Source organism: Pseudomonas moraviensis (assembly GCF_900105805.1).
In the GTDB taxonomy this organism is placed as follows: domain Bacteria; phylum Pseudomonadota; class Gammaproteobacteria; order Pseudomonadales; family Pseudomonadaceae; genus Aquipseudomonas; species Aquipseudomonas moraviensis_A.
Map to the genome: position 1 here is coordinate 1375932 of NZ_LT629788.1, position 20406 is coordinate 1396337.

A 20406-nucleotide genomic window follows, 5' to 3' on the forward strand; every position below is an offset into this window, starting at 1 on the left:
CCCCTGTGGCGAGGGAGCTTGCTCCCGCTCGGCTGCGCAGCAGTCGCGAAGCCTGAGCATGCGGTGGGTCAGGCAAAACCGGTTCGGTAGTTTTGGGGGCGCTACGCACCCCAGCGGGAGCAAGCTCCCTCGCCACAAAAGGCAATCTCAGCCCACACAGAAATTGATCACCACACAACCCTGTGGCGAGGGAGCTTGCTCCCGCTCGGCTGCGCAGCAGTCGCGAAGCCTGAGCATGCGGTGTGTCAGGCAAAATCGGTTCGGCAGGTTTGGGGGCGCTACGCACCCCAGCGGGAGCAAGCTCCCTCGCTACAAAATGGCAATCTCAGCCCACACAGAGATTGATCACCTCAATGCATGGTTTTCAGTGGGCCGGCCGCTGCGGCTTCACCGAGGTGCCAAACGTATTCCCCATCCGCGTACTCGTCGCCGCCGGTGTCGCCAGCCCGACCTGATTCGGCGGTCGCTTGTGCACCGGCACATTCAACGCTTCCATGTTCTTCTGCGCCGCCGCCGCGCCGTCCGGATTGTTACCCATCTGCTGGCTCAGGCAGTCGTAATTCGGCGCCTTGTAGCCGCCGACCGTGACCTCGACACAGCCCAGCGGCTCCTCCGCCTGCGCCGTGCCCACCGTCATCAGCAAGACCCACATCCACCGTGTTTTCATGTCCGCCTCCTGGCCCGCCCGATTGGGCAGCTCTGGGGTTTGAGTCTAGTGCAAGCGCGGCGCAAAACCCGTGATGGTTTTTTTGCACCGCCCGTCATACCAGAGTCATAAATGCCCCGCAGGATAGCGATTTTCAGGGGTGCGCCAGTCGTGCAGCGAGGCAGTTCGCGGATCAGTCTTCAGCGCTCGGCGACGCTTGTGCGCCGCGCGGGTCTGGGGTGGCTGCTTGGTCTGCTGGCCAGCGCAGTGAATGCCGATGCTGCACCGGCGGATATGCGCATGACCTTGCACATCCCCGCGCAGGAACTGGCCCGGGCGCTGGATCAGTACAGCCGTGCCACCGGCGTCGCGGTGTTGGTCGACAGCCAGTTGAGCCGGGGCCGTCGTTCCCTTGCCGTGGATGGCGAATACACCGCCGCCGACGCCTTGCGCCATTTGCTCGGCGGCACCGGGTTGATGGCACGCTACGCCCGCGCCGACGCGTTCACCTTGCAAGCGGCGCAGGTGGAGGATCTGCCAGCGCCGACGGACAAACCCACGCCGGCCGCTGTCGCGGTCAATCGCAGTTACGCGACGGCGGTGCAAGCAGCGATCGAGCGCAAACTGTGCCGTTCGCCGCTGACACGGCCGGGCAGTTATCGCGCGGTGTTGCAGGTGTGGGTCGGGCGCGACGGCGTGGTGCAGCACAACCGGTTGGTGACGTCGACCGGCGATGTACGGCGCGATAACGCGCTGGTGGAAAGTTTTCGCAACCTCACAATCGATCGGCCGACGCCCAGCGCCTTGCGCCAGCCGGTCACGTTGCTGTTGTTACCGGAGTCGTCAGGGAAACGCATGGAATGCACCAGATGGGAAGGAGTTTCCGGGGGATGAAAGACGCCGGACAAAGCTTGATGGGCCAGCTGTTCCTCAGCTCCTACGAGGATTTTCGCGTGCGCCTGCGCCGCCGCCTCGGCTCCGAGGACCTGGCCAACGACGTGCTGCACGAAACCTGGCTGCGCGTCGATCGCATGGAGACTCCACCGAACCTGCTCAAGCCCAACGCCTACCTGTATCGCATGGCCCTCAACATTGCCGCCGACCGACGTCAGGCCGATGCGCGTTTGCTCACCGGCACCGAAGTCGAGGAACTGCTGCAACTGGGCGACGAAGCCCTCGATCCGGCGCGGGTCGTCGGCGGGCAAAAAGAGATGCAGGCCCTGCTTAGCGCCTTGTACGAACTGCCCGCACGGCGTCGGCGGATCTTCATCGCCGCGCGGCTCGAGGAGGCGCCGCACCTGGAAATTTCCCAGCGTTTCGGCATTTCCACGCGCATGGTCGAGAAGGAAATCAAAGCCGCGTTGAGCTTCTGCGCGGCGAAACTGGAAAGAAAAGTGTTTCAGCGGTTCGGTCGCGGGGCCGGAAAACCGTCTAGCGAATAGTGACCCGATTAATCCGTTGAGAATTTGCGCGTTTGAACATCTTTCGACTGAAACCCGCCGAGCCTTCGGCCGACGAGTCCCTGCACAGCGAAGCCCGCGACTGGCTGATCCTGCTGACCTCGGGCCGCGCCACCGTCGCCGACGCCCGCGCCCTGCGCGAGTGGTGTGCGCAGAGCGGCGAACACGCCCAGGCGTTCGAAGAAACCAAGCGCCTGTGGCATCGCCTGCAACCGGCCGCAGAAGCCTTGCAAGGCCGACGGAGCTTCGGTCGACGGGCATTTCTCGGCGGCGCGGTTGCCGCGTCCGCCGCATTCCTGCTGGTGCGCGGCACGATTCCCGGCGGCTTCGAAGGCTTGGGCGCCGACTACATCACCGAAGTCGGCCAGCAACGCCGGGTCGAGCCGGCACAAGGCGTCAGCCTCGAACTGAACACCCAGACCCGCATCAACCAGCGCAGCGTCGAAAACGGCGTGCAGGGTTTTGAACTGGTCAGCGGCGAAGTCGAAGTGCAAACCGCACGCCTGCCGCTGGCGATGCAGGCCGGAGCAGGGTGGTTGCGCGCCAGCCAAGCCCGCTTCAACCTGCGCAACACCGACCAGCAAGTCTGCGTGACCTGCCTCGACGGCGCGGTCGAAGTGGACGTTGCAGGCCTTAGCCTGCGCCTCCAACCGGGCCAGCAAATCACCTACGACAAAGGTCAGGTGGGCAACGTACAAACCGTCGACACTGCCGCCGTGATGAACTGGCGCCAACAAGTGCTGGTGTTCAACGGCGCGACCCTCAGCCAGATGATCGACGAAATCAACCGCTATCGCCCCGGCATGCTCCTGCTGCTCAACCGCGAACTCGGCCAACGCCGCGTCCAGGCCCGCTTCAACCTCGACCAACTCGCGGGTGTCGCATTGCTTATCCGCGACGCCTACGGCATCAAATGCACCGAACTCCCCGGCGGCGTGGTCGTCCTCAGCTAACCAAAGCCGACCGCGATCCAACTGTAGGAGCTGCCGAAGGCCGCGATCTTTTGATCTTGCTTTCGCTCTCTGTGGGAGCGAGCCTGCTCGCGAAAGCGGTCTACCAGTGGCAACAACATTGACTGACCCACCGCAATCGCGAGCAGGCTCACTCCTACAAAAAAGCCGCGGTGATCCCGGCTATTGCAACAACCCAATCACCTGCCGATACCGCTCAACCCCCTGCGCCGTCTGCCGACTCAAACTAATCTCCAACCCCAACGGATCCTCCCGCCGATTCCCGCTCAACTGCCGCCACCCCTTATCCACCTCCCAAACCCGCACCTGCACATCACTCACCTCATTCAACACCGCAACCCCATTCCCAGGCGCCGGCAACGGATAGCGACTGCGCGCCTCAGCCACCGCCCGATACAACGTATCCCCCTTGACCCACCAGCGCACCCGCTGCAACGCCCCCGGCTGATCCGCCGCGCTACGAATAATGTCCAGCCGAAACCCCTTGCTGTCACTACTGCGCACCGTCACCGCCGGCGGCGCGGTCGGCGCCTCATCCTCAGCCCCGACCTTGCGCGGCTCGCTCAACTCCACCCCCGCGCGCATGTCCACATCGCGCTGCAACTGATTCAACACCCGCAACAACCCATCGCTTTGCTCACTGCTCGCCTGCAAATGACTGTCCGCCCGCGTCACACTGTCCAGCCCGCGCCAGGCAATCAGACTCACCACCGCCATCAGCAGAATCGCGACCATCACCTCAATCAGAGTGAACCCTTGCTGAGTCTTCATTGAATACTCATCCGCCCACTGCCATCGCGCAGCACACTCAGCCGATTGGCCCCATCAGACAAAATCAGCCGCAACGGCGGATTGATCCACTCGGCATTCAACACCACCGTCTGCCGCGGCTCCACCCGCACCTCCACCTTCGGGCTCTGCCACGCACGCGGCCGCAATTGCGCATCCTCCTTGAACGACTCAAACCCCACGCCATCATCCCCGCGCCGCCCAAACCGAAACCCCTTGGCATCCGTCACCCACACAATCGGCCGCCCATCGGCGCGAGCCTCCGCCTGCGCCACCTGCAACAACTGCGCAACCCGCTCGGCATCCTTGCGCAACAACTGCAACGGATCAGGCTTGATACTCAAACTGATCGCCGCGCTGGCAATCCCGATGATCACCAGCACCACCATCAACTCGATCAACGTAAAACCACGTTGCCTGCTCATCACCCACGCGCTCCTTGGCGTCCCACCCTATCGTGCCCGGCGAACATGTAAGGCATGTGAAATAAAACGGAGAGAATTACCGCGTAGGCTGGCAACAGGGACAACAAGGAGCGACAACCCATGAAATTCACCGCACGGATTACCCCGGCACAAACCGTCCAGACCCTGGCACTGCTCGCCGCCCTGGTTGGCGTCGCCACGTGGTCGTCGCTGCTGCTGACATCGGCGGAATCGCACACACCAGCGGCGACACCGCAAGTGCTGGCGGGGAGGAGTGATAGCCGGGCGTTACAGTGGTTTTCCAATGAGACCGCACCGGTGGATATCAAGGTGAGCGGGGTGATCGCGGGCGGGAGTGGGACGGTGGCGATATTGAGTCTGAACGATGGCGCGCCGAGGAGTTTTTTGGTGGGGGAGAAGGTTGGGGTTGGGGTGAAGTTGGTGGGGGTTGAGGGGGATGGGGTGGTGATTGAACGGGGTGGGGAGAGGGTGCGGTTGGGGGTTGAGAGGTTGGGGGAGGGGGTGGTGTTGCCGAGGTTAGTGAGGCCCGAATTGTAGAGCGGAAAAGGGACAATCCATAGGTCTTGGCGTTGCAATTGTGTCTGTCCGCTATCGGCCAATAGCTGCCTGTCGTTGAGATCGGTAAGGGAATCAAGGGGCCACGGCTAACGACCTTCGCACCGCGGTTATACCGGTGATGCTCATACGCCTATCTACATTCGTAATGAACGTTCAAACGAAATTCTCCAAGCACGTCACAGTGGTGTCAAACTAGTGGCGTTCGTGAAGATTTTAACGAATGATAACGCTCTGGATCTTGGTTAGATTTGTGCTGCTCCGTTCCTAACTTTTGCCAAGGAAGCAACCATAGGCAAGGAGGCTCTGATGTGGGCTGCTGATTACCGAATGCTGGAACCAGGATCTTAGCAGAGGCGTGTTCGACCGAGCTGATTCGTAAGTTGCCTGCTGGCTTTCAAAATTACTCGGAGTGAATCCTTTTTGACCACATGAATTCGTAACAATTTTCTGGGGCAGATTTTTTTTTATTTCAATTATGTCGATGTGAGTGCCGTCTATTATTCCTGGATAATAATTATACATGTGATAGGCGTTATCATACTCAGCGCTATGAAACTCCTCTATCGACTTTTTCAAGACGATATTTATTGAGTCGTCAAACTTATCGCTTTGAGCCAATATTTGATGAAAGACCCACAAGTTTCCGCCAAACACATCGACTTGACCGCTACCCGGCGTGTAGTCATAGCCAAATCTGAACATGTAAATATACGGCTTATCATTTCCCGGCTTTGCGGGCACTAGTCTAGCTAAAAAGTGAATAATATGAAGTCTTTCTTTCAACTCAGCAATTGATGCCGAAATGACTTTAAATTTATATGAAGGCATAATGACGGCACTCAAAGTAATTTAATCCATTGTAAAACGAGATCAGATTATCAGTTATATTAAATCGCTATTGTAAACAATGGCACTATCGCTAATGCCTCAATGCTTTATCGGGAGATCAACTACAGTTAAAAGCTGTGAATATTCTTACATGCAAAGCACATTGCTTCTCAGGGAGATGACTTATGAGAACGTTACAACTAAAAACGTGATGTTTTCTGGAGCAGATTTCTTCCAAAAACACAGTAATATCTTGGGAAAATTGGAGCGGATCTGCTGATCTGCGTGTAGCGTGGGTTGCCGACTAAGGTCAATGCGTTCCAATATCCCACGCAGGAACATATCGGCCCATGCGATAATGGGATTAACTTATCAGAGCATCTACCTCCAATGCGTACCTCTTCAACTACCCACTGAGGCGCCATAGACCGACAACTGGACATGACGTTCTCCTAAATTTGCTCGATAGATAAAAGGACAGATCTTAGATCAGCCCCCTTTTCGTTCCCCGACGGGCTATTAGCGCGTGCAACTACAATAGAATGAACCATTTGCAATATAAGATTGACAGAAATTACATCCGTCTGCTTGAATGCATTGCCCAGCAGATGCTGTAATACAATAGCCTATTAGAGGATGGGGGGCAGCTGGAGAATGGATGGCATCGGCTTCGTCTTTACTCATGGGTTCAAGATAATATTTGCCAGCAACTTCAGTCTTCTTAAAACCATATCTTGAAATCACCAAATATCCATCAGCTCGCTCAACGCTGGCAAACTCAGCTTTCAATTTTTTTTGAATTTCGGCTACGTCGTCTGACATTTTGCGCCTCCAATTTTGAGAGATGATTTTCCCACAAATGCAGGAATCTCACTGTCTGGTCGCTATTAGTAAAATTTTACGAGACCTCTTATTAAGCTTATGTATAGCGCAGACTCAGTGCGCGACATTGTTTTCCGACCAGTGGCAGTGCTTATAAACGTTGCACAGTCATCAACGTGACTGAGAGTATATACAGGCAGCAATCGGCCGATTGCTGCCTATCGCGACAGTCAGCATTCGGCCAGAAGAGGTCGGTCGTTCCTAACTTTTTTTGGCGGTGCGGAACCTCGAGAAAAAGTCCGCATGTGCGGGCTCTGCTTTTCTGCGAGGTCACTCAGTAGCCTTGGCTATATCGTCTCTCAATCTATCAGCAAGAGGTTTCAAAATTGTTGTCCCCAATAAATAGCAGTCGTAAAAAAAGCCAACAAGGTTGGCTTCTATATAAAGGAAGAAATCAGTATCGAGAATGTAGCGAATTAATTTCTTCCTGAGCCTTTAGGAGCAATGGGTAATTATCACCCTCTTCACCAACAGTCTCCAGAGCCAAAGCACACTCCTTCATGGCGACTGAAACAAAATTGGCCATAAAAACATCATCTTTTAGCGTCCTAACGTGTTCCTTACTCCTAAACACATCGAGCAAGGAAGAATAAGTGCTCTTCAGCAGCCAATCACTGTCGAATCCTCGAAAGGATTCCAAATCCAAATACAGACGTTCTATCACCGCAAGACCCGGAATTATTTTTACCACGTCAATTGCATCTTTGAGCTTGTGGTACTCCAGGAAGAATTCAATCAAGGCATCGCAAGGGTAACGCATCATTGATTTGTTCAGCCCATCATATTTTTTGTTGCCGGTGTAAAATAAAAGAGAGTTATAGATAGATCTGGCTATGGCTAGAAAATCGTCCAAGGAGTAAATGTTAACCCCTGTATGCTTTCCAAAAAACATAACATCGCCGTCGAAGGCTTCGCCGGTCCAGCGAATCTGAAGATCACCGTACACGTCAATCAGCATACCAACGAGCTTGCGAGTCTCATTGTGATTCCATTGGGACTGGTCCAAGAATTTATCCAATCGATCCAGCCGAGTGCCAATACGGCGTAGCAGGTTCTCGCCATCCTCTGTGTCGTCAAGGTCAACCTTAAACACAAGATTGGTGGGACCGTTCTTCGTGAAGATCTTGTTGTACAAACTCTCACCATCCACGAAGACGAATTTGTTTTCGTAGGAGGTCTGTAGCTCCACCAGACGGTCCATGAAGAGCCGACGATGGTTGATGTACTGTTCAAAATTCATGGCAGCCAGTTGAGCTTGTGTTACTTCACGCTGGTAAACGTTGACCCTCTGTATCTCTTTGTTCTGGTGCGCAAGGAAGAAAAGCGTGGCTACCGTTGCACCTGTGCTGGCAATCATGAAGAAGCCGCCCAGCAGTGAACCGAAGCTGGACCAAGCAGTGTGATCATGTGAGATAGCTCCTAGCTTCACGCCATAGATAGTGAAGAGGACGACCCCGAAAACGAAGACGGCGAACCCGATCCAGATCCAAGCCGACTTCAGTCTATCTTCCTTTTTGTTGAAGCTCACAGACGCATCCCTTCCAAAATATTGAGAGGCGGCATCTTACCAGTACGACCGATTCCCATCACGCCTCCAACGTCTACGTTGGTGCTCGAAGAAGCTCTAGAAATCACGCCTACTTATCAGATAGCTCACTTTTCAGGAGTAAGCGCATTGCTCATTCTTAAAAGCTTGGTGTATCTCTCCAATTGTTTGGAAATGCGCACCACCTGACATCTTTTCATGTCTATATTATTAATATCCTCCAAACACAAAACTACAAAATACTTGAAAGCTGAATCAGCCTTAAACTCTTCAAGGCGCTGAAGCGAGTCGAATCTAAAATCAAGTCGTTATTGGCTTTGGTAGATAAAACACCGCACTAGCCATCCGCAGCCACCTCGTTGTACGACAGAGAGCATTTACTGCGTATGTCTGGCAAAGCTGAATGAGCCACGTTCAAAATACGTATTGGGAGAAAAAAGGGATTCTATGTAGCAGGTATCAGCCCTAGTTTTTGCACGCCAAGAAGAAGCATGTAAACGCAGGTGAAAAGCCCAATGTAGAACATCGCGGTAAAGATGCGGATTTTGAATCTGCTGACAATTTGCATGGGATGCGTGTCCACATATTCAGCAACCGCTTGGTCACTTCGAACAGTCGTGAGCATCGGTAGCTCTTCATTCACGGCGAGGATATGGATACTTATACTTTCTTTTGGAGAGAGGCTGTCAAACACAATTGCGTAGCGGTTATCAGGCATTACGTGTTCTGTATGATGCCTTAAGGGCAAAATATTACAGATCGGTTTCCAATTGAAGACAATCTCGACCTTTGTCGACGTTTCGCGACCAGCGTTGTGCACAATGAACGATCTTGTGTTCGCCGTTTGCACCTCACGAACTAGCTCCCCATCCGGATTGAAAAGTGGCTGCTGCACCAAAAAATTATGGCTGTGCGACTGAGAGTACTGAAGACGGGCCTTTCCTTTGAATCGATCAAGCAGCCAAGGAACTGCTGCTACGATCACCGCAAAGATCTCTTTGCCATACGTTTCAAGGAAGCTCATACACACGTACCTATTCAATAATGGCCTTATCATAGCACTCTGTCAGGCGTCAGTAATTTTACTGACTTGACCATCACTTTGTATTCTAGACCGTCAGAAAACGGCCAAAAGCAGACGACTTACGCGTCTCTGGTTTCGTCAGATGGCGAACGCTGCCACTTGTCTAGGCATGCAGCGCATAAGGGAGGTCGAAACGACCTTTCTTATTCCTGCATTAGTCGCGTTGAGGCAATCAGTAGGGCAGTCGACGTGAGCCCTTTTACTGGCTACCTTGAGGTCTCGCTGTGTAGCCTGCCAAGCCTACAAGCATCCAAACATGAAAAATAGGGTTGATTATGGAAAGCAAGACGATTGAGGAAAGCGGCTACTTTTGGTGGCGAAACGAGCCTATTCCTGAGGACGACATTGTCCCGGAGTCAGCAGTAGCAGGTGATTTGATAATTACTGATGACGGACGAATAAGCATTGAGCTGCATGGGTATTTACCCTCAGCGGATCACCCGATGTCCAGAATTTTTGTGGGGTCGGGAAATTCATGCCCTGATATTGAAGGCCGGCTCAAAAACTCAAGCGAGCATGTGCTACTGACGGACGTCTATACCCAAGGAGGAAAAGCATCCTTTGGTGGAATTTCTTATGAAAACTATGGAGCAACAAATTGCTTAATTGGTTCTAAACCGCTCCCCGAAGCGAAAGGGGAAATAATGTTTGACGGTCTTTCAATTCCGCTGACTGGATTTGAGGAATGGCTAGGCTTAGGCTCCATTGAGACGAGTAGAACAAAAAGAAAGCTAACAGCAACCCACAAGACACAGAAAAATATTAAATACACGCTAGAAGACAGCAGTACTATATCAATAGAGTTTGACTTGCTTGCCCCAATGTTCGGCAATCAACTAAATCACGTGATAAACATCACTGAGAGAATCAGCTTTAAGTACCTATCCAAACCCAAGAAAACATCATCAGAGCTTAAAAAGTACTTTTTCTCTATTACGGATTTTTTCTTAATTTTAACTGGTTCAGACTATAATATGGAGTGGCCATCTCTAACAATAGGTCGCACTGCAAGCAACACTAAATCATATAAGTTTTATTTTTTAAGATCTAGAAACTCAGCCGCTCCACCCATACGTCATAATTGCTTGTTAACATTCCCAGCTATTCGAAAAGAATTTGGTCGTCTTTTTCAACAGTGGCAAATTAAAAGGGAGGAGTTAGGGCCCGGAATGAGCCTATATCTAGGAACGCGCCGTGGCGTCGAGCTATACGTTGAGCATCGATTTGTTAATTTAATATGGGGGCTCGAATCGTTGCATCGCACACTAAATAAAGACGCACCTCCGACGAAGCTAGAGCTGAAAGCTCAACGCATTATTGGGCAAATTACAGTGGCCAAGGATCGAAAATGGTTGGAAGCTAAACTTGAGCATTCTGCCGAACCCTCTCTCGCCGAACGCTTGGTTGAATGTATAAAACTTTTGCCGTTAAATTTTCCAGCAGAATCACTTCGCGATTTTTGTAACGAGTGCGCTGGCAAACGTAATGATATTTCACATTTTGGAGGGCAGCGTACGCCAGGAGGTTATGGAGATTTTCTGGCAAAAATCTACTCGCTCAACAATGCGCTTAGTAATATCTATCCCGCTATAATTCTCAAACTATGCGGAGTAAATGACTCGCTTTTACTTAACATGCTCAGCACTGGTCGCGCGTCCAGTAGAATCAAATACACCCTCAACGAAGTTGGGCTCCATATCAAGTAGAGCGAACTAAATTAATTCTTGACCGAATTCTCAAAAGTAAGAGGAACCAGGCGCATACCGCATAACAATTGACTCCTGCTTCTAAAGTGCGGGGCATCGTCACATGACTGTTACCGGCCTAGTCTCCGCCCGTTCCGAAGGGCAGCTATGGGTCGAAAGCGGTCACTTGCGAACGGCGGCTTTCGACCTGCCGATCGGAGTCGGTAGAATCGACTGAACTTGCTCACTACTAGTCCTAGGACGTCTTCGGAGGACGTTAGGTGTTTATGGTATGGTGACATTATCCTTGTGTGATAGGCTGCGAAGGTCGTGCTTCACGATTCTTGATGGCCCAAGGCCTAGAGCGGTCTATTCAACGAACCATCTTCGTGTGCTGACGCACTACATAGCTTACTGTTAATTTCGTGCATTAATGCATAGCTAAAATATTGACTAGCATGCAAAAATAACTCCGTAAAACAAAATTAAATTTAAAGATGGACAAGGACGAGTCTAATGAACTTCTTCGAGATTGATAAAAATACCGATTTGGATACCTTGCATCCAAAGTTTAATGACTTGTGCAACCAGTTTGGCTACATGGGGGCCAAGGAGGTAATCTCTGGCTGGGGACAGGATTTTCATGACAAAGATAAGAAGGCAAAAACTGAATTCCAAACAACCTTCCACTCAACGTTCTGGGAGTTGTACCTTCATGCTGTACTTAAGGAACTAGGTTTTACTCAATGCACCTTGCATAGCCGGCCGGACTTCATCATTAGAGAGCCTGCCAATTTTTACATTGAAGCCGTAGTTTCTGAAATTCGCAAAGACGGAAAGTCCGAAGAGCATAGAACTATTGAGGATGTCGAACGGAACTTGCATCCTATTTCTACCCGCGAAGAATTTGCTGAGCTTATTGATGAAGCCATTGTCCGGCACTCTAGCGCCTTCTTTTCTAAGCTAAAGAAATATCGTGGATTTGAAAATAAAGGCAAAAAAACCAAGGGTTACGTTGAATGTGACTGGGTCGATCAAAACACACCGTATATTATAGCAATTTCTTCTTATGATCAAATTTCGTATGGCCGAGAATTCACCTACTCGATGAATGCCTTGCTTTACGGTCAGTATTTCGATCCACTGACTAAAAAGTACGCAAGTAAATCCTCAATTAAAAAACCAGGAACAAATGCAGACATAAACCTGGGATTATTTACTGACGCCTCACACCATGAAGTTTCCGCTGTGATTTTCAGCAGCACGCTAACCCTAGGAAAGCTCGTCTCTCTCTACAAATCCAACAACCCCACCTTCGACAGTATCTTAAATGTCAGGTATGTTACTGAGCAACCTCACTTTCGGCTACATGAGGTTACTTCGGACAACCCGGAGACCTTGCTGGACGGCCTGTATGTGTTCCACAACCCATATGCCAGCAACCCTCTTGATATAGAGCTATTTTCCCAGTTGGCTCAGTTCTCCAAGGATGCCTGTGGGTGCTACCAGCAAGGAAATCATCCACTCATAGTCTCGCGATTTCACACCAATATCTTACCTCCTTTGTTAATCGACCAGTTGAAAACAGAGACCTTCGAGAGGTTCAACCCCGAATACTGTGCGAAAGAGCTAAGGAAAGTGGCCAATATCAGGAAAAAAAGGGAGGGCGCAAAGTCTCAAAAAAAGCAAACAAGGAAAATTGCGAAAGCCTCTCGCAAACGCAATAGATAGCGGGCGCGTCAATAGTTGACGCACAGGCTCAAAACGGGCCAGCTCTATTTTTGAGGGATATGAGGTTTGAACTAAATCTGCCCCCTTATCCCTCTATTTCTTGGTTGTAGGCGTTTACTTGCAGCTTATGACCATCAGTTGCCCATTTTGAACGACCGCTATGGGTCGTTAGCTGCCCGCCGCAAAGAGCAGCAAACCGGCAGAAGCGGCCACCCAGCAACGCCTGCAAATTCCGGGTTGACTCCATCCTTAAAGAAAATAGCCACCCAATCGCGGCCAGCCTTAATTAACTCACAAGTTCCTTAAGGAAATCGGTCAGTGCTTTCTTCGGGTCGTCCTCCTCTGAAACAATCATCTCGATTCCCCATTGCCCCAAAACCTCCTGTGCAACCGGGTTGGGTCGGTTCGTAAACACGTAGGACTTGGGTCTTGCAGACGAGATGGCGGAACGGCCCCACATCTCTGTCAGTCGATAAAAAAGGAGTCGGATATTGATGTCGGATAGGCTGTATCCGATGAAGAGAACTGAGTTCCCTAAGACATCGTTGCTGAGTTTGATGTCCAATGGCGAGTCATAATTTAACCTCTGGAAATAGCTGGTCTCATCAAGGACGATTGATGCGTCGTCATCGAAGTCCCCATGGAACTTCACAATCTGGCGACGGCCGTCTGTAACGGACACGAGGTCGGCTACGCTTGCGACTTTATCGTAGGGAACGCCGAATTTTTCATGGGCGATTTCCAGCCACCGGTCGTAGTTGGTTGTGTAGATCCGCGAGAATTTCCCTAGGGTAATCAGCCGATGAATCTCCGATTGAGTGATATCTGTATCGGGCCTGTGCCATTCACGGTCCATCCAGCTTCTTAGCGGCCCCATACTTCCTTTTTTCTTCTTGTAGAACTCCGCAAGAGCTAGGTTGGAGCCGTAGGTATCGAAAATCTTAGGGTCGTAACCCAGTTCCGTTGCGATGTGTGCTGTCAGCTGGCTCCAGGTCGGCAGGTTGAGATTGGCAGACACTCCGGAACCTACAAAAAGCATCAGCTTGTTGGTGCGGTGAGCGTGAAGTAGTTCAGCGTTCATTTCACGCCTCTTACGGAATTGAGGTATGCCGCGAAATGGTCAAGGGCTTTGCGACGCATTGAAATTTCGTCTTTGGCCTCACCCATTTCAGCGAAGGTTTGGATGTGTCCATTCGGAACGAAAACGCAGTCCCACTGGAAGCCCCTTGGGCCAACCGGCGCAGGTGGCACTGTTCCTTCAATGGAACCTTCGAACAGGCGAATCTCGCGCCCATCACAATAGCCGAGTACCGTCTTCGCCATTACAGTCGTATCTCCGAGGCCCGCGACGAGGTTGACGAAGCGATCCGCCTCCAGCTTGTCCCAAAAGATTTGAGTCAATCCTGCCGGTAAATCGTTGAGACCTCTCAAGTACAGGCCAGTGTGCTCTACGAAAAGAGGACGGCCGATAACCTCGAATGCCTTAATCAGCTTGTCCCGTACTAAGCGATCAACATCTTCGGTCTGCAACTCCTCAATCTTTCTTGATACAGGCACTATTTCCACACCAGCCTGTACCAAGATCCGTTGCACCTCGGCGATCTTGTGCGCATTTCCAGACATGAATCGAATTTTCAATCTAGATCCCTTATGAATGAGTAGCGCTTAGCTGCTTCGTACTGCCGGTCCAGGTCGCTGGCGGTAAGGCCCTCATCCAGCGCGATCCTTTGTTCATCCACAAGACCGCGCTGATGAATTGCAGGGTTGTCTGAGCAGATAACAAACGGAACCCCAAAGCGCCGAAATTCTTGAAGAGGATGGGCTTCATCGAAAGGTACCGCGCCGGTTAGTCTGTTGCTAATCGGGCATACCTCGATGCAGATGTCCTGCTTTCCCAATTTGTCTAGCAGGTGAGGATCCTTACCTGCTGCTGTCCCATGGCCAATACGATCGGCACCAAATAACTCAACAGCAGCCCGAACGTTTTCCACGCGGCCGGTTTCTCCGGCATGTATGGTGACCCCGAGTCCGAATCGATCTTTTGCCTTTCGGAAGAGTGACGGCAACTCCGATGGATAGGCGATTTCCTCATCACCCGCAAGATCGAGCCCCACCACGTCTTTCGGCTCACCGAGGTCTTGATAGGCCTGTAGTAGTGTGGAAAGGCAAACCGCACCGTAGTCGCCGCGCGTCACTGTAAGAATCAGACCGCGATGAATGCCGTGGCAATGCGCGGCGTGTCTGGTTGATTCGATCAGATGTTCTAGCGCTTGTGTGGGCGAACAATTCTGCAGATGGGCGAGGTACAAGACGCTGCTTCGTAGTTCGACAAAGCGTATTCCGTTCTCCACGAAGCCAGCGAAGACTGCCCTGGAAATGCGATCCAAGTTCTCGCGCTTCTTGGGAAAGAGCCTCAGTGCCTGCCACGGAGTTAAGTATGACGCCAAGGACTGGCAGGGAGTGTTTCGAAGCAGGTCACGCTCGATCAGAAACCCGGGCGGCAGCTCGGTTGCTTCGTCGGCTAGAATCTCTCGAATTATAGGTGTGGGAATCGCTCCATTGAAGTGCACGTGGAGTTCTCCTCGGTCGCGTGCACTGGCTGCCTTCGCCTTGCCGTGTTCTGCCTCGTTGCCTCTGCTGACACCGCCCTGCATCCAAGGTAAATGGGGTTGGCTCTGGTTCAATAACTTTCCTTAGTTTGCTCAACGAGCGTCATACGTGGGTATAGGTTGGCCGGTTAGGTACTGGATACTGCGTTGACGCAACGGTGAGGCAGATTCAGCCTAAGTTGGAGGTAATGCGTTGCGAGCGCATTGAAGCGCTAGGAAATACGCATCCTGGAGATGACGCGCCAGGCTGCCTTCCATTTGACGGTGTTGGCTCAGCACATTCGAGTGGTCTGAGTCATCAAGCTTCCTTGTAAAGATCAGCCAGCTGTGCAGGTGAGGAGTCGTCTGCGTAGGGTGGTTACCTGCTGCCGATGATAGCTTCCTTGCCCCTTGGTCATCCGTTAGCACAGCTAGGCCGCGGCCCATAGCGAAGGCGATTGATGACAGTTCGCCCTTACCCAGTCGCTTACGGCCTTCCAGCATACTGATGATCTGAAGGTCGTCCAGGTTACAGGAATGGATTTCGAACTGGCCGGCGCAACGCGCCTCTTCCAATCGATGTTGAAGCTCACGGGTGACAGCGGTTGGCAACGTGCGAGGCTTGATTAAACACTCATAGTTCACGAAACCGGTGACACAGAAGTGGCATTGAGCGGCGAGCGCAGCTCTGTACAACGTGACTGAAGATAAGAGATTCCAGACCGAACACGTATCTGTCACGTTGATGGGGTGGAAGCGGGACGGATCAATCGACATTGGGCGCCCTCCCGTAAAGAGCGAGCAAACCCTGCAGCTCTGCGGAGTCACACAGAAGTGCCTCAGCTAGACGGCCTTGAGTTATAAGCCCCTGGCTCGCGGCATCCAAACATAGCGCGACGTAGCTACTAGAAAGCCCTCTTTCCAATAGACGCATTTTGCGTTCTAGCTGCCGGTCTGTCAGATGAGCCGGCAGCTCAGGGTCAATCTTGCTGGCCCGGGGAACACGGCCGGATTTGATTCGTTGGAATGCGTGTTCACTGACGAGCCTTTCGGCCTTTAGGCCTATGCTTAAGGCATGGCAACTTACTCGAAGCTCTTGTGCCCAATGCCCGGCGTCGGCTGGGGTCCATCGCTCGGGATTGGGAAGCTGCCGGAGGACTTCCGGGGGCATTAGATATCGGGAAGCAAAAGTGTTTGCGCGCAGTTCTACATAATCGTTTTTATCAATGCGGGAATAGGTGATGCTGGGGCCACCCTTCGCATCGAAAAGCGCATGTGCCATTTCATGAGCTGCACTAAATCGCTGCCGATACACATCCTCGCTGTAGTTAACCAGAATGCATTTGCCGGCCTTGGGATGGGCCAGAAACAAGCCTGAGATATTGGAATTGCCTAGCTTGTGGCGAAACACATGCACGCCTGTTTGGCGGATTTCACTGTAAACATCCCTTGGAACTTCATTGCTCTGGTGCTGATTGAAGCGGCGGAAAGCCTCAGCCGCTTTAATCCCGTCGGTCTTGAAATGTCCCGATACTGGGGGGGCCGAGAACTCGCGATGGGTGGCATTCAGCTCCTCCATCAGGAAGTGCTCAGTTTCGCAGAGGTAAAGAAACTCTTGAATGGCCCTGCGATCGTCCTTGGTGAACTCACTACCGTGCTTACGATAAAGAATATCCGTCTGCTCAAACGGAGCTAGCTGCTCATTCGAGATGAAGAATTTGAAGTCACAACGATAGAGATCGGCCAGCATAAGCACCTCATCGCCCGAGGGCTCCAAAATACCCGCCTCAACGGACCGTAATCGGTCGGGAGAGATGCGAATGGCCGAACTCACTTCCTCAGTACTCAGCTGAAGCTGTTCGCGATAGCGAGACAACTTCGAGCCCAACGCTATCAGGTTTATTGTCATACCCGTTCTCCTTGTGGGGCATGACGATCCTAAATGTAGTAGCCCGTTCATTCCAGTCTGAATAGATCCTGATTTTGCCGATGATCAAAGGCCGCTTTTGGCCGATAGCACCCGTTTGCACGCGTGAAAGTAAGCTCAACAGGCCGACGCGGGAAGAATCTGCCCCGCCCAATGTGGCGCGATTGCTCCTAGTAAACACAAGCGTTTAAAAAGACATCTCCAGTCACTCTCCCAGGCTACATATCCTTGCGCCTTTGCCTACAGCTAAGCCAGAATCCGCCGGCTTGTGCGCCTAGGGGGCGGGTTCTATTGTGGTGCGGTCGCTGACGAATCAGCGATCGGATTTGACCGTCCGCCCAATATCAAGGCGCGCCAGCGTTCTGCACGTATTCAGGCATTGTCTGAATTTCTGTTGCGGTGGCTGTGCGTGGGACACCTTCGGGTGTGCCGGATTCCTTGATGTCCGGTCGGTCAACCCGCGTACAGCTGCCACCCTGTTTGTTTGACCGCGAACGGTGGCGGCTCCAGTCATCAAGGAGCTTTACCATGATCAAACCAACACCCAACCCACCCGAAACCGACCCCACGTCTCCGTACGAATCCCTCGATTCAAACAAGCTCCACGAAGCCGCCGACCGCGCGCTCGATCATTACCTGTCGCCCAACAATCTCCTGCCTCCGCCGCGCAAGGCACGTGGGATGTATGCGGTAACGGCGGATACCAAGAATGAAGAACTGCTGGCCGATGCGAGTGAAACGCTGGCTTCGGCGAAGACGATTGCTCAGGACATTTCCAGTCTGTTGCCGGCGCCGCAGCGGCGGGCGTTGTTGGGGGTTGCTCAACTGATCATGTTGGGGGAGCTGGCGGTGAATCGGGTGATGGATAATTTGGAGGTGGCGGGGTGAGGTAGATGTCCGTGGGCGCCAGAAAGGTGATTTGTCGTCAGAGCTGGCGCCTTCGCGATCCTATCTCGTGGCCCCGTTACTCATCCCATCCGTGCTCTGCGTAGGACATCTGATCATGCTCCGGAAAGTCTGTCCGGTATTCACCCCACTCCATGAAGGAATAGTATTTGGTCATCGCCTCGAAGTAACTGTCAGCTTCGACTGTCCAGATCAGCTGGGAGTTTGGTGAAAGTAGACTGCGCGCGTCATCACCGTGAATTCCGGCCAGGCAGAAAGTCTGGCAACCATCAGGTTCCAACCAAAGTTCATGTTTCATACTCATAGCTCGTTTTCCCCTGCCTTTATGGCGCTGATCTACGCCAGTGCAGCTTCGTCGACCGCAGCCATCGATTCCCTGCGCTTCGCAATTAGCTCAAGCTCGTCCGAAACCGAAAGACGTTTTCCTGGTGTAGGCAAGGCGGAAGCTGTGGCCTCGCACCAACGTGAATACAGAACGCTGGTACTGGCGAAATCTGTTAGTTGCGCCTTGCGCGCCAATGCCTGCTTGATCTGTTTAGCGATGATGGGATTGACTTTGGAGTAAGCAAACTGCGAAGAAGGGTGATTAACCACTGCCACAGGTATACCGCCCGCTAGCGCGGTAACTCGACCTCTGTTTCGTTTGCTGAAGCAGACGATCAACTCTGGTGCCAGCACCTCCAAGACTTCAGTAAACGATTGTTTACCTTTCTCCCAAGCTGCGGCCGATGGCGGTTTGCGGATGCCGGGTAAAAACTCTTGGATGAAATTGTAGTAGGCAATGCTATGCCAAAAATCACTCCTATCTGCTTTGGAAAAGTGCTTTTTAGCATTCAGGATAGAAGCCATTATTTTGGTGAAATGTGCATGTTGCCGAAGCTTAGCTGTCGCTTGAGGGTGTTTCTGACCCAAGGCCAGGGCCTTCAATACCTCGGGTGTGGCTGTCGGGCGTTCATGTTCTTTGGCGCCATAGTGAGATTCGCAGACCACGAGAATGCGTAGACCGTGGATGCCGCGCTCGTAATGGGCGCCGACCCATGGTGCAAAACGGACTGTAGATTTGCTCATAGCCATCCTTAGGTTGTTTTCTCAGGCCAACACTTTTGGCTCAACCGTAATCACATCATTATTTTTCAATACTAGCGACGGGATTTTGAAGCCGGATTGGAGACCGTCATGAACGCTCAAATTTGTGGAACCTGGCTGGCGAGGCTGGCGGTGGCACATGTGACCATTTCGGTGCCTGATACTGCGCATTCGCGAGCAGGCTCGCTCCCACAGGGGGATTTGTGTTTATTGCGGGAGGAAGATCAAAAGATCGCAGCCTTCGGCAGCTCCTACGGTGGGCGGGTCAGTAGGGTCTCGAGTTTTGCGAGTGGCGGGGCGTCTTGATTGCGGTCGAATACTTGGATTCCAACCTTGAGCAGCCGTCCATGTTCTGCGCTGGCGATCACCTGTTCGCAGCGCAACATAAGCCGCCCTTGATCACATTCAACAGCCTTCACCCCATTCGGCAATCGACCTTCCAGCCGTAGCTCAGCCATCCGGCTCTGCGCGGCAATCAACGCGATCGATCGATCCCGCAACAGCCCATTACTCTGCGTCATCAACCCGGCCACGCGCACGGCGGCGGACATGGCGACGGCGATGATTGCCAGTGCCACCAGCACTTCAATCAGAGTGAATCCTTCCTCTCGCGAACGCGCGCGCATACATGGCCCAAAAGCAAAACCCAGCCCTCGACGCTAACCCCCGTCCTTGACGGCTTGACGACGGAAACACCCGAGGATTTTCAACATCCCTGACATATCTTCTTGCAACACTGCGCGTCGAAATCAGGTCAAGCCAGGGAATGTCGAGATGGATATCGCACCTTTGAAAACGCTCAGTCAGTCGCCGCGCATGCCGCGTAGCCAGCAGGGTTTTACCTTGATCGAGATCATGGTGGTGGTGGTGATTCTGGGGATTCTGGCGGCGATGGTGGTGCCCAAGGTGCTCGACCGGCCGGATCAGGCGCGGGCGACGGCGGCGAAGCAGGATATTGGTGGGTTGATGCAGGCGTTGAAGTTGTATCGCCTCGATCACGGCACCTATCCGAGCATGAATCAGGGGCTGAAGGTGCTGGTCGAGCGGCCGGCGGATGCGAAGAACAGCAACTGGCGTTCGTATCTGGAGCGTTTGCCGAACGACCCGTGGGGCCGGCCTTATCAGTACCTCAACCCGGGCGCGAATGGTGAGGTCGATATCTTTTCCCTCGGCGCCGATGGTCAGCCTGACGGCGATGGCGTGAATGCCGATATCGGTTCCTGGCAGTTGTAAGGCCGGCCGTGAACACAGGTTCGCTCAACGGGGCGAAGCA

The 20406-nt window shown here is 52.7% G+C and carries 23 protein-coding genes; 8 read left to right on the plus strand and 15 right to left on the minus strand.

What is annotated here, in order from left to right; all coding sequences use genetic code 11:
• Window positions 1-364: 364 nt before the first annotated feature.
• Window positions 365-652 (minus strand): hypothetical protein, encoded by a 288-nt coding sequence (locus BLU71_RS06605; protein WP_231982518.1) that lies wholly within the window; start codon window positions 650-652, stop codon window positions 365-367.
• 165 nt (window positions 653-817) lie between these two features.
• Here BLU71_RS06605 and BLU71_RS06610 point away from each other — a divergent pair, with 165 nt between their 5' ends.
• From BLU71_RS06610 to BLU71_RS06620, 3 genes are read left to right on the plus strand one after another with little or no spacing between them, the layout of a single operon-like run.
• The gene (locus tag BLU71_RS06610; RefSeq protein ID WP_083352600.1) at window positions 818-1540 is read left to right on the plus strand and encodes a secretin and TonB N-terminal domain-containing protein; all 723 of its coding nucleotides are present in this window, start codon (window positions 818-820) and stop codon (window positions 1538-1540) included.
• Window positions 1537-2088, plus strand: coding sequence for an RNA polymerase sigma factor (locus tag BLU71_RS06615; RefSeq protein WP_042606800.1), 552 nt, complete (start codon window positions 1537-1539; stop codon window positions 2086-2088). The genes BLU71_RS06610 and BLU71_RS06615 overlap by 4 nt, the downstream gene beginning before the upstream one ends.
• A gap of 32 nt (window positions 2089-2120) precedes the next feature.
• Entirely contained in the window at window positions 2121-3059 is a 939-nt protein-coding gene (locus BLU71_RS06620; RefSeq protein ID WP_083352601.1) for a FecR family protein, read from the plus strand.
• 180 nt (window positions 3060-3239) lie between these two features.
• Here the strand turns inward: BLU71_RS06620 and BLU71_RS06625 are convergent, their stop codons facing one another.
• Together BLU71_RS06625 and gspH are read right to left on the minus strand one after the other, a co-directional pair.
• Entirely contained in the window at window positions 3240-3848 is a 609-nt protein-coding gene (locus tag BLU71_RS06625) for a prepilin-type N-terminal cleavage/methylation domain-containing protein (RefSeq protein WP_083352602.1), read from the minus strand.
• The gene (gspH, locus tag BLU71_RS06630) at window positions 3845-4291 is read right to left on the minus strand and encodes a type II secretion system minor pseudopilin GspH (RefSeq protein ID WP_083352603.1); all 447 of its coding nucleotides are present in this window, start codon (window positions 4289-4291) and stop codon (window positions 3845-3847) included. The genes BLU71_RS06625 and gspH overlap by 4 nt, the downstream gene beginning before the upstream one ends.
• 120 nt (window positions 4292-4411) lie before the next feature.
• Here gspH and BLU71_RS06635 point away from each other — a divergent pair, with 120 nt between their 5' ends.
• The gene (locus BLU71_RS06635) at window positions 4412-4849 is read left to right on the plus strand and encodes a type II secretion system protein N (RefSeq protein ID WP_083352604.1); all 438 of its coding nucleotides are present in this window, start codon (window positions 4412-4414) and stop codon (window positions 4847-4849) included.
• A gap of 285 nt (window positions 4850-5134) precedes the next feature.
• Here BLU71_RS06635 and BLU71_RS06640 read toward each other — a convergent pair whose 3' ends face one another.
• The 4 genes from BLU71_RS06640 to BLU71_RS06650 all read right to left on the minus strand — a co-directional run bounded on the left by BLU71_RS06640 (window position 5135) and on the right by BLU71_RS06650 (window position 9150).
• A complete protein-coding gene (locus tag BLU71_RS06640; protein ID WP_083352605.1) occupies window positions 5135-5713 on the minus strand; it encodes a hypothetical protein in 579 nt (192 codons plus the stop codon).
• A gap of 504 nt (window positions 5714-6217) precedes the next feature.
• Window positions 6218-6520: a hypothetical protein gene (locus BLU71_RS27265; protein ID WP_156889215.1), complete on the minus strand. Its 303-nt coding sequence runs from the start codon at window positions 6518-6520 to the stop codon at window positions 6218-6220.
• Between the two features lie 454 nt (window positions 6521-6974).
• Complete coding sequence (locus tag BLU71_RS06645; protein WP_083352606.1) at window positions 6975-8108, minus strand: hypothetical protein; 1134 nt, start codon at window positions 8106-8108, stop codon at window positions 6975-6977.
• Window positions 8109-8571: 463 nt separating this feature from the next.
• The gene (locus tag BLU71_RS06650; protein WP_083352607.1) at window positions 8572-9150 is read right to left on the minus strand and encodes a hypothetical protein; all 579 of its coding nucleotides are present in this window, start codon (window positions 9148-9150) and stop codon (window positions 8572-8574) included.
• Between the two features lie 335 nt (window positions 9151-9485).
• Between BLU71_RS06650 and BLU71_RS27270 the strand changes: the two genes are divergently transcribed.
• Both BLU71_RS27270 and BLU71_RS06655 read left to right on the plus strand, forming a co-directional pair.
• Window positions 9486-10916 (plus strand): HEPN domain-containing protein, encoded by a 1431-nt coding sequence (locus tag BLU71_RS27270; protein ID WP_156889216.1) that lies wholly within the window; start codon window positions 9486-9488, stop codon window positions 10914-10916.
• A gap of 495 nt (window positions 10917-11411) precedes the next feature.
• Window positions 11412-12626 carry a hypothetical protein gene (locus BLU71_RS06655; protein WP_083352608.1) on the plus strand — a complete coding sequence of 405 codons (1215 nt, stop codon included), beginning with the start codon at window positions 11412-11414 and terminating at the stop codon, window positions 12624-12626.
• Window positions 12627-12912: 286 nt separating this feature from the next.
• On the opposite strand, the gene BLU71_RS06660 is transcribed toward BLU71_RS06655, so the two are convergent.
• The 5 genes from BLU71_RS06660 to BLU71_RS06680 all read right to left on the minus strand — a co-directional run bounded on the left by BLU71_RS06660 (window position 12913) and on the right by BLU71_RS06680 (window position 17123).
• Window positions 12913-13707: an SIR2 family protein gene (locus BLU71_RS06660; RefSeq protein WP_083352609.1), complete on the minus strand. Its 795-nt coding sequence runs from the start codon at window positions 13705-13707 to the stop codon at window positions 12913-12915.
• Window positions 13704-14264, minus strand: coding sequence for a non-canonical purine NTP pyrophosphatase (locus BLU71_RS06665; protein ID WP_083352610.1), 561 nt, complete (start codon window positions 14262-14264; stop codon window positions 13704-13706). The genes BLU71_RS06660 and BLU71_RS06665 overlap by 4 nt, the downstream gene beginning before the upstream one ends.
• Window positions 14261-15310: an adenosine deaminase family protein gene (locus BLU71_RS06670; RefSeq protein ID WP_231982469.1), complete on the minus strand. Its 1050-nt coding sequence runs from the start codon at window positions 15308-15310 to the stop codon at window positions 14261-14263. The genes BLU71_RS06665 and BLU71_RS06670 overlap by 4 nt, the downstream gene beginning before the upstream one ends.
• 99 nt (window positions 15311-15409) lie before the next feature.
• On the minus strand, window positions 15410-15991 hold the full coding sequence (locus BLU71_RS06675) for a hypothetical protein (protein ID WP_034115143.1): 582 nt from the start codon (window positions 15989-15991) through the stop codon (window positions 15410-15412).
• A complete protein-coding gene (locus BLU71_RS06680) occupies window positions 15981-17123 on the minus strand; it encodes an XRE family transcriptional regulator (RefSeq protein ID WP_231982474.1) in 1143 nt (380 codons plus the stop codon). Before BLU71_RS06680 ends, BLU71_RS06675 begins: the two co-directional genes overlap by 11 nt.
• 546 nt (window positions 17124-17669) lie before the next feature.
• Here BLU71_RS06680 and BLU71_RS06685 point away from each other — a divergent pair.
• Window positions 17670-18029: a DUF6124 family protein gene (locus BLU71_RS06685; RefSeq protein ID WP_016774969.1), complete on the plus strand. Its 360-nt coding sequence runs from the start codon at window positions 17670-17672 to the stop codon at window positions 18027-18029.
• A 76-nt stretch (window positions 18030-18105) separates the two neighbouring features.
• On the opposite strand, the gene BLU71_RS06690 is transcribed toward BLU71_RS06685, so the two are convergent.
• The 3 genes from BLU71_RS06690 to gspI form a co-directional block, all read right to left on the minus strand.
• Window positions 18106-18345: a hypothetical protein gene (locus tag BLU71_RS06690; protein ID WP_083352611.1), complete on the minus strand. Its 240-nt coding sequence runs from the start codon at window positions 18343-18345 to the stop codon at window positions 18106-18108.
• 38 nt (window positions 18346-18383) lie between these two features.
• Complete coding sequence (locus tag BLU71_RS06695) at window positions 18384-19115, minus strand: hypothetical protein (RefSeq protein WP_083352612.1); 732 nt, start codon at window positions 19113-19115, stop codon at window positions 18384-18386.
• A gap of 269 nt (window positions 19116-19384) precedes the next feature.
• Entirely contained in the window at window positions 19385-19759 is a 375-nt protein-coding gene (gene gspI / locus BLU71_RS06700; RefSeq protein ID WP_083352613.1) for a type II secretion system minor pseudopilin GspI, read from the minus strand.
• Window positions 19760-19907: 148 nt separating this feature from the next.
• On the opposite strand from gspI, the gene gspG reads away from it, so the two are divergent.
• Window positions 19908-20366: a type II secretion system major pseudopilin GspG gene (gene gspG / locus BLU71_RS06705; RefSeq protein ID WP_042606813.1), complete on the plus strand. Its 459-nt coding sequence runs from the start codon at window positions 19908-19910 to the stop codon at window positions 20364-20366.
• Window positions 20367-20406: the final 40 nt, after the last annotated feature.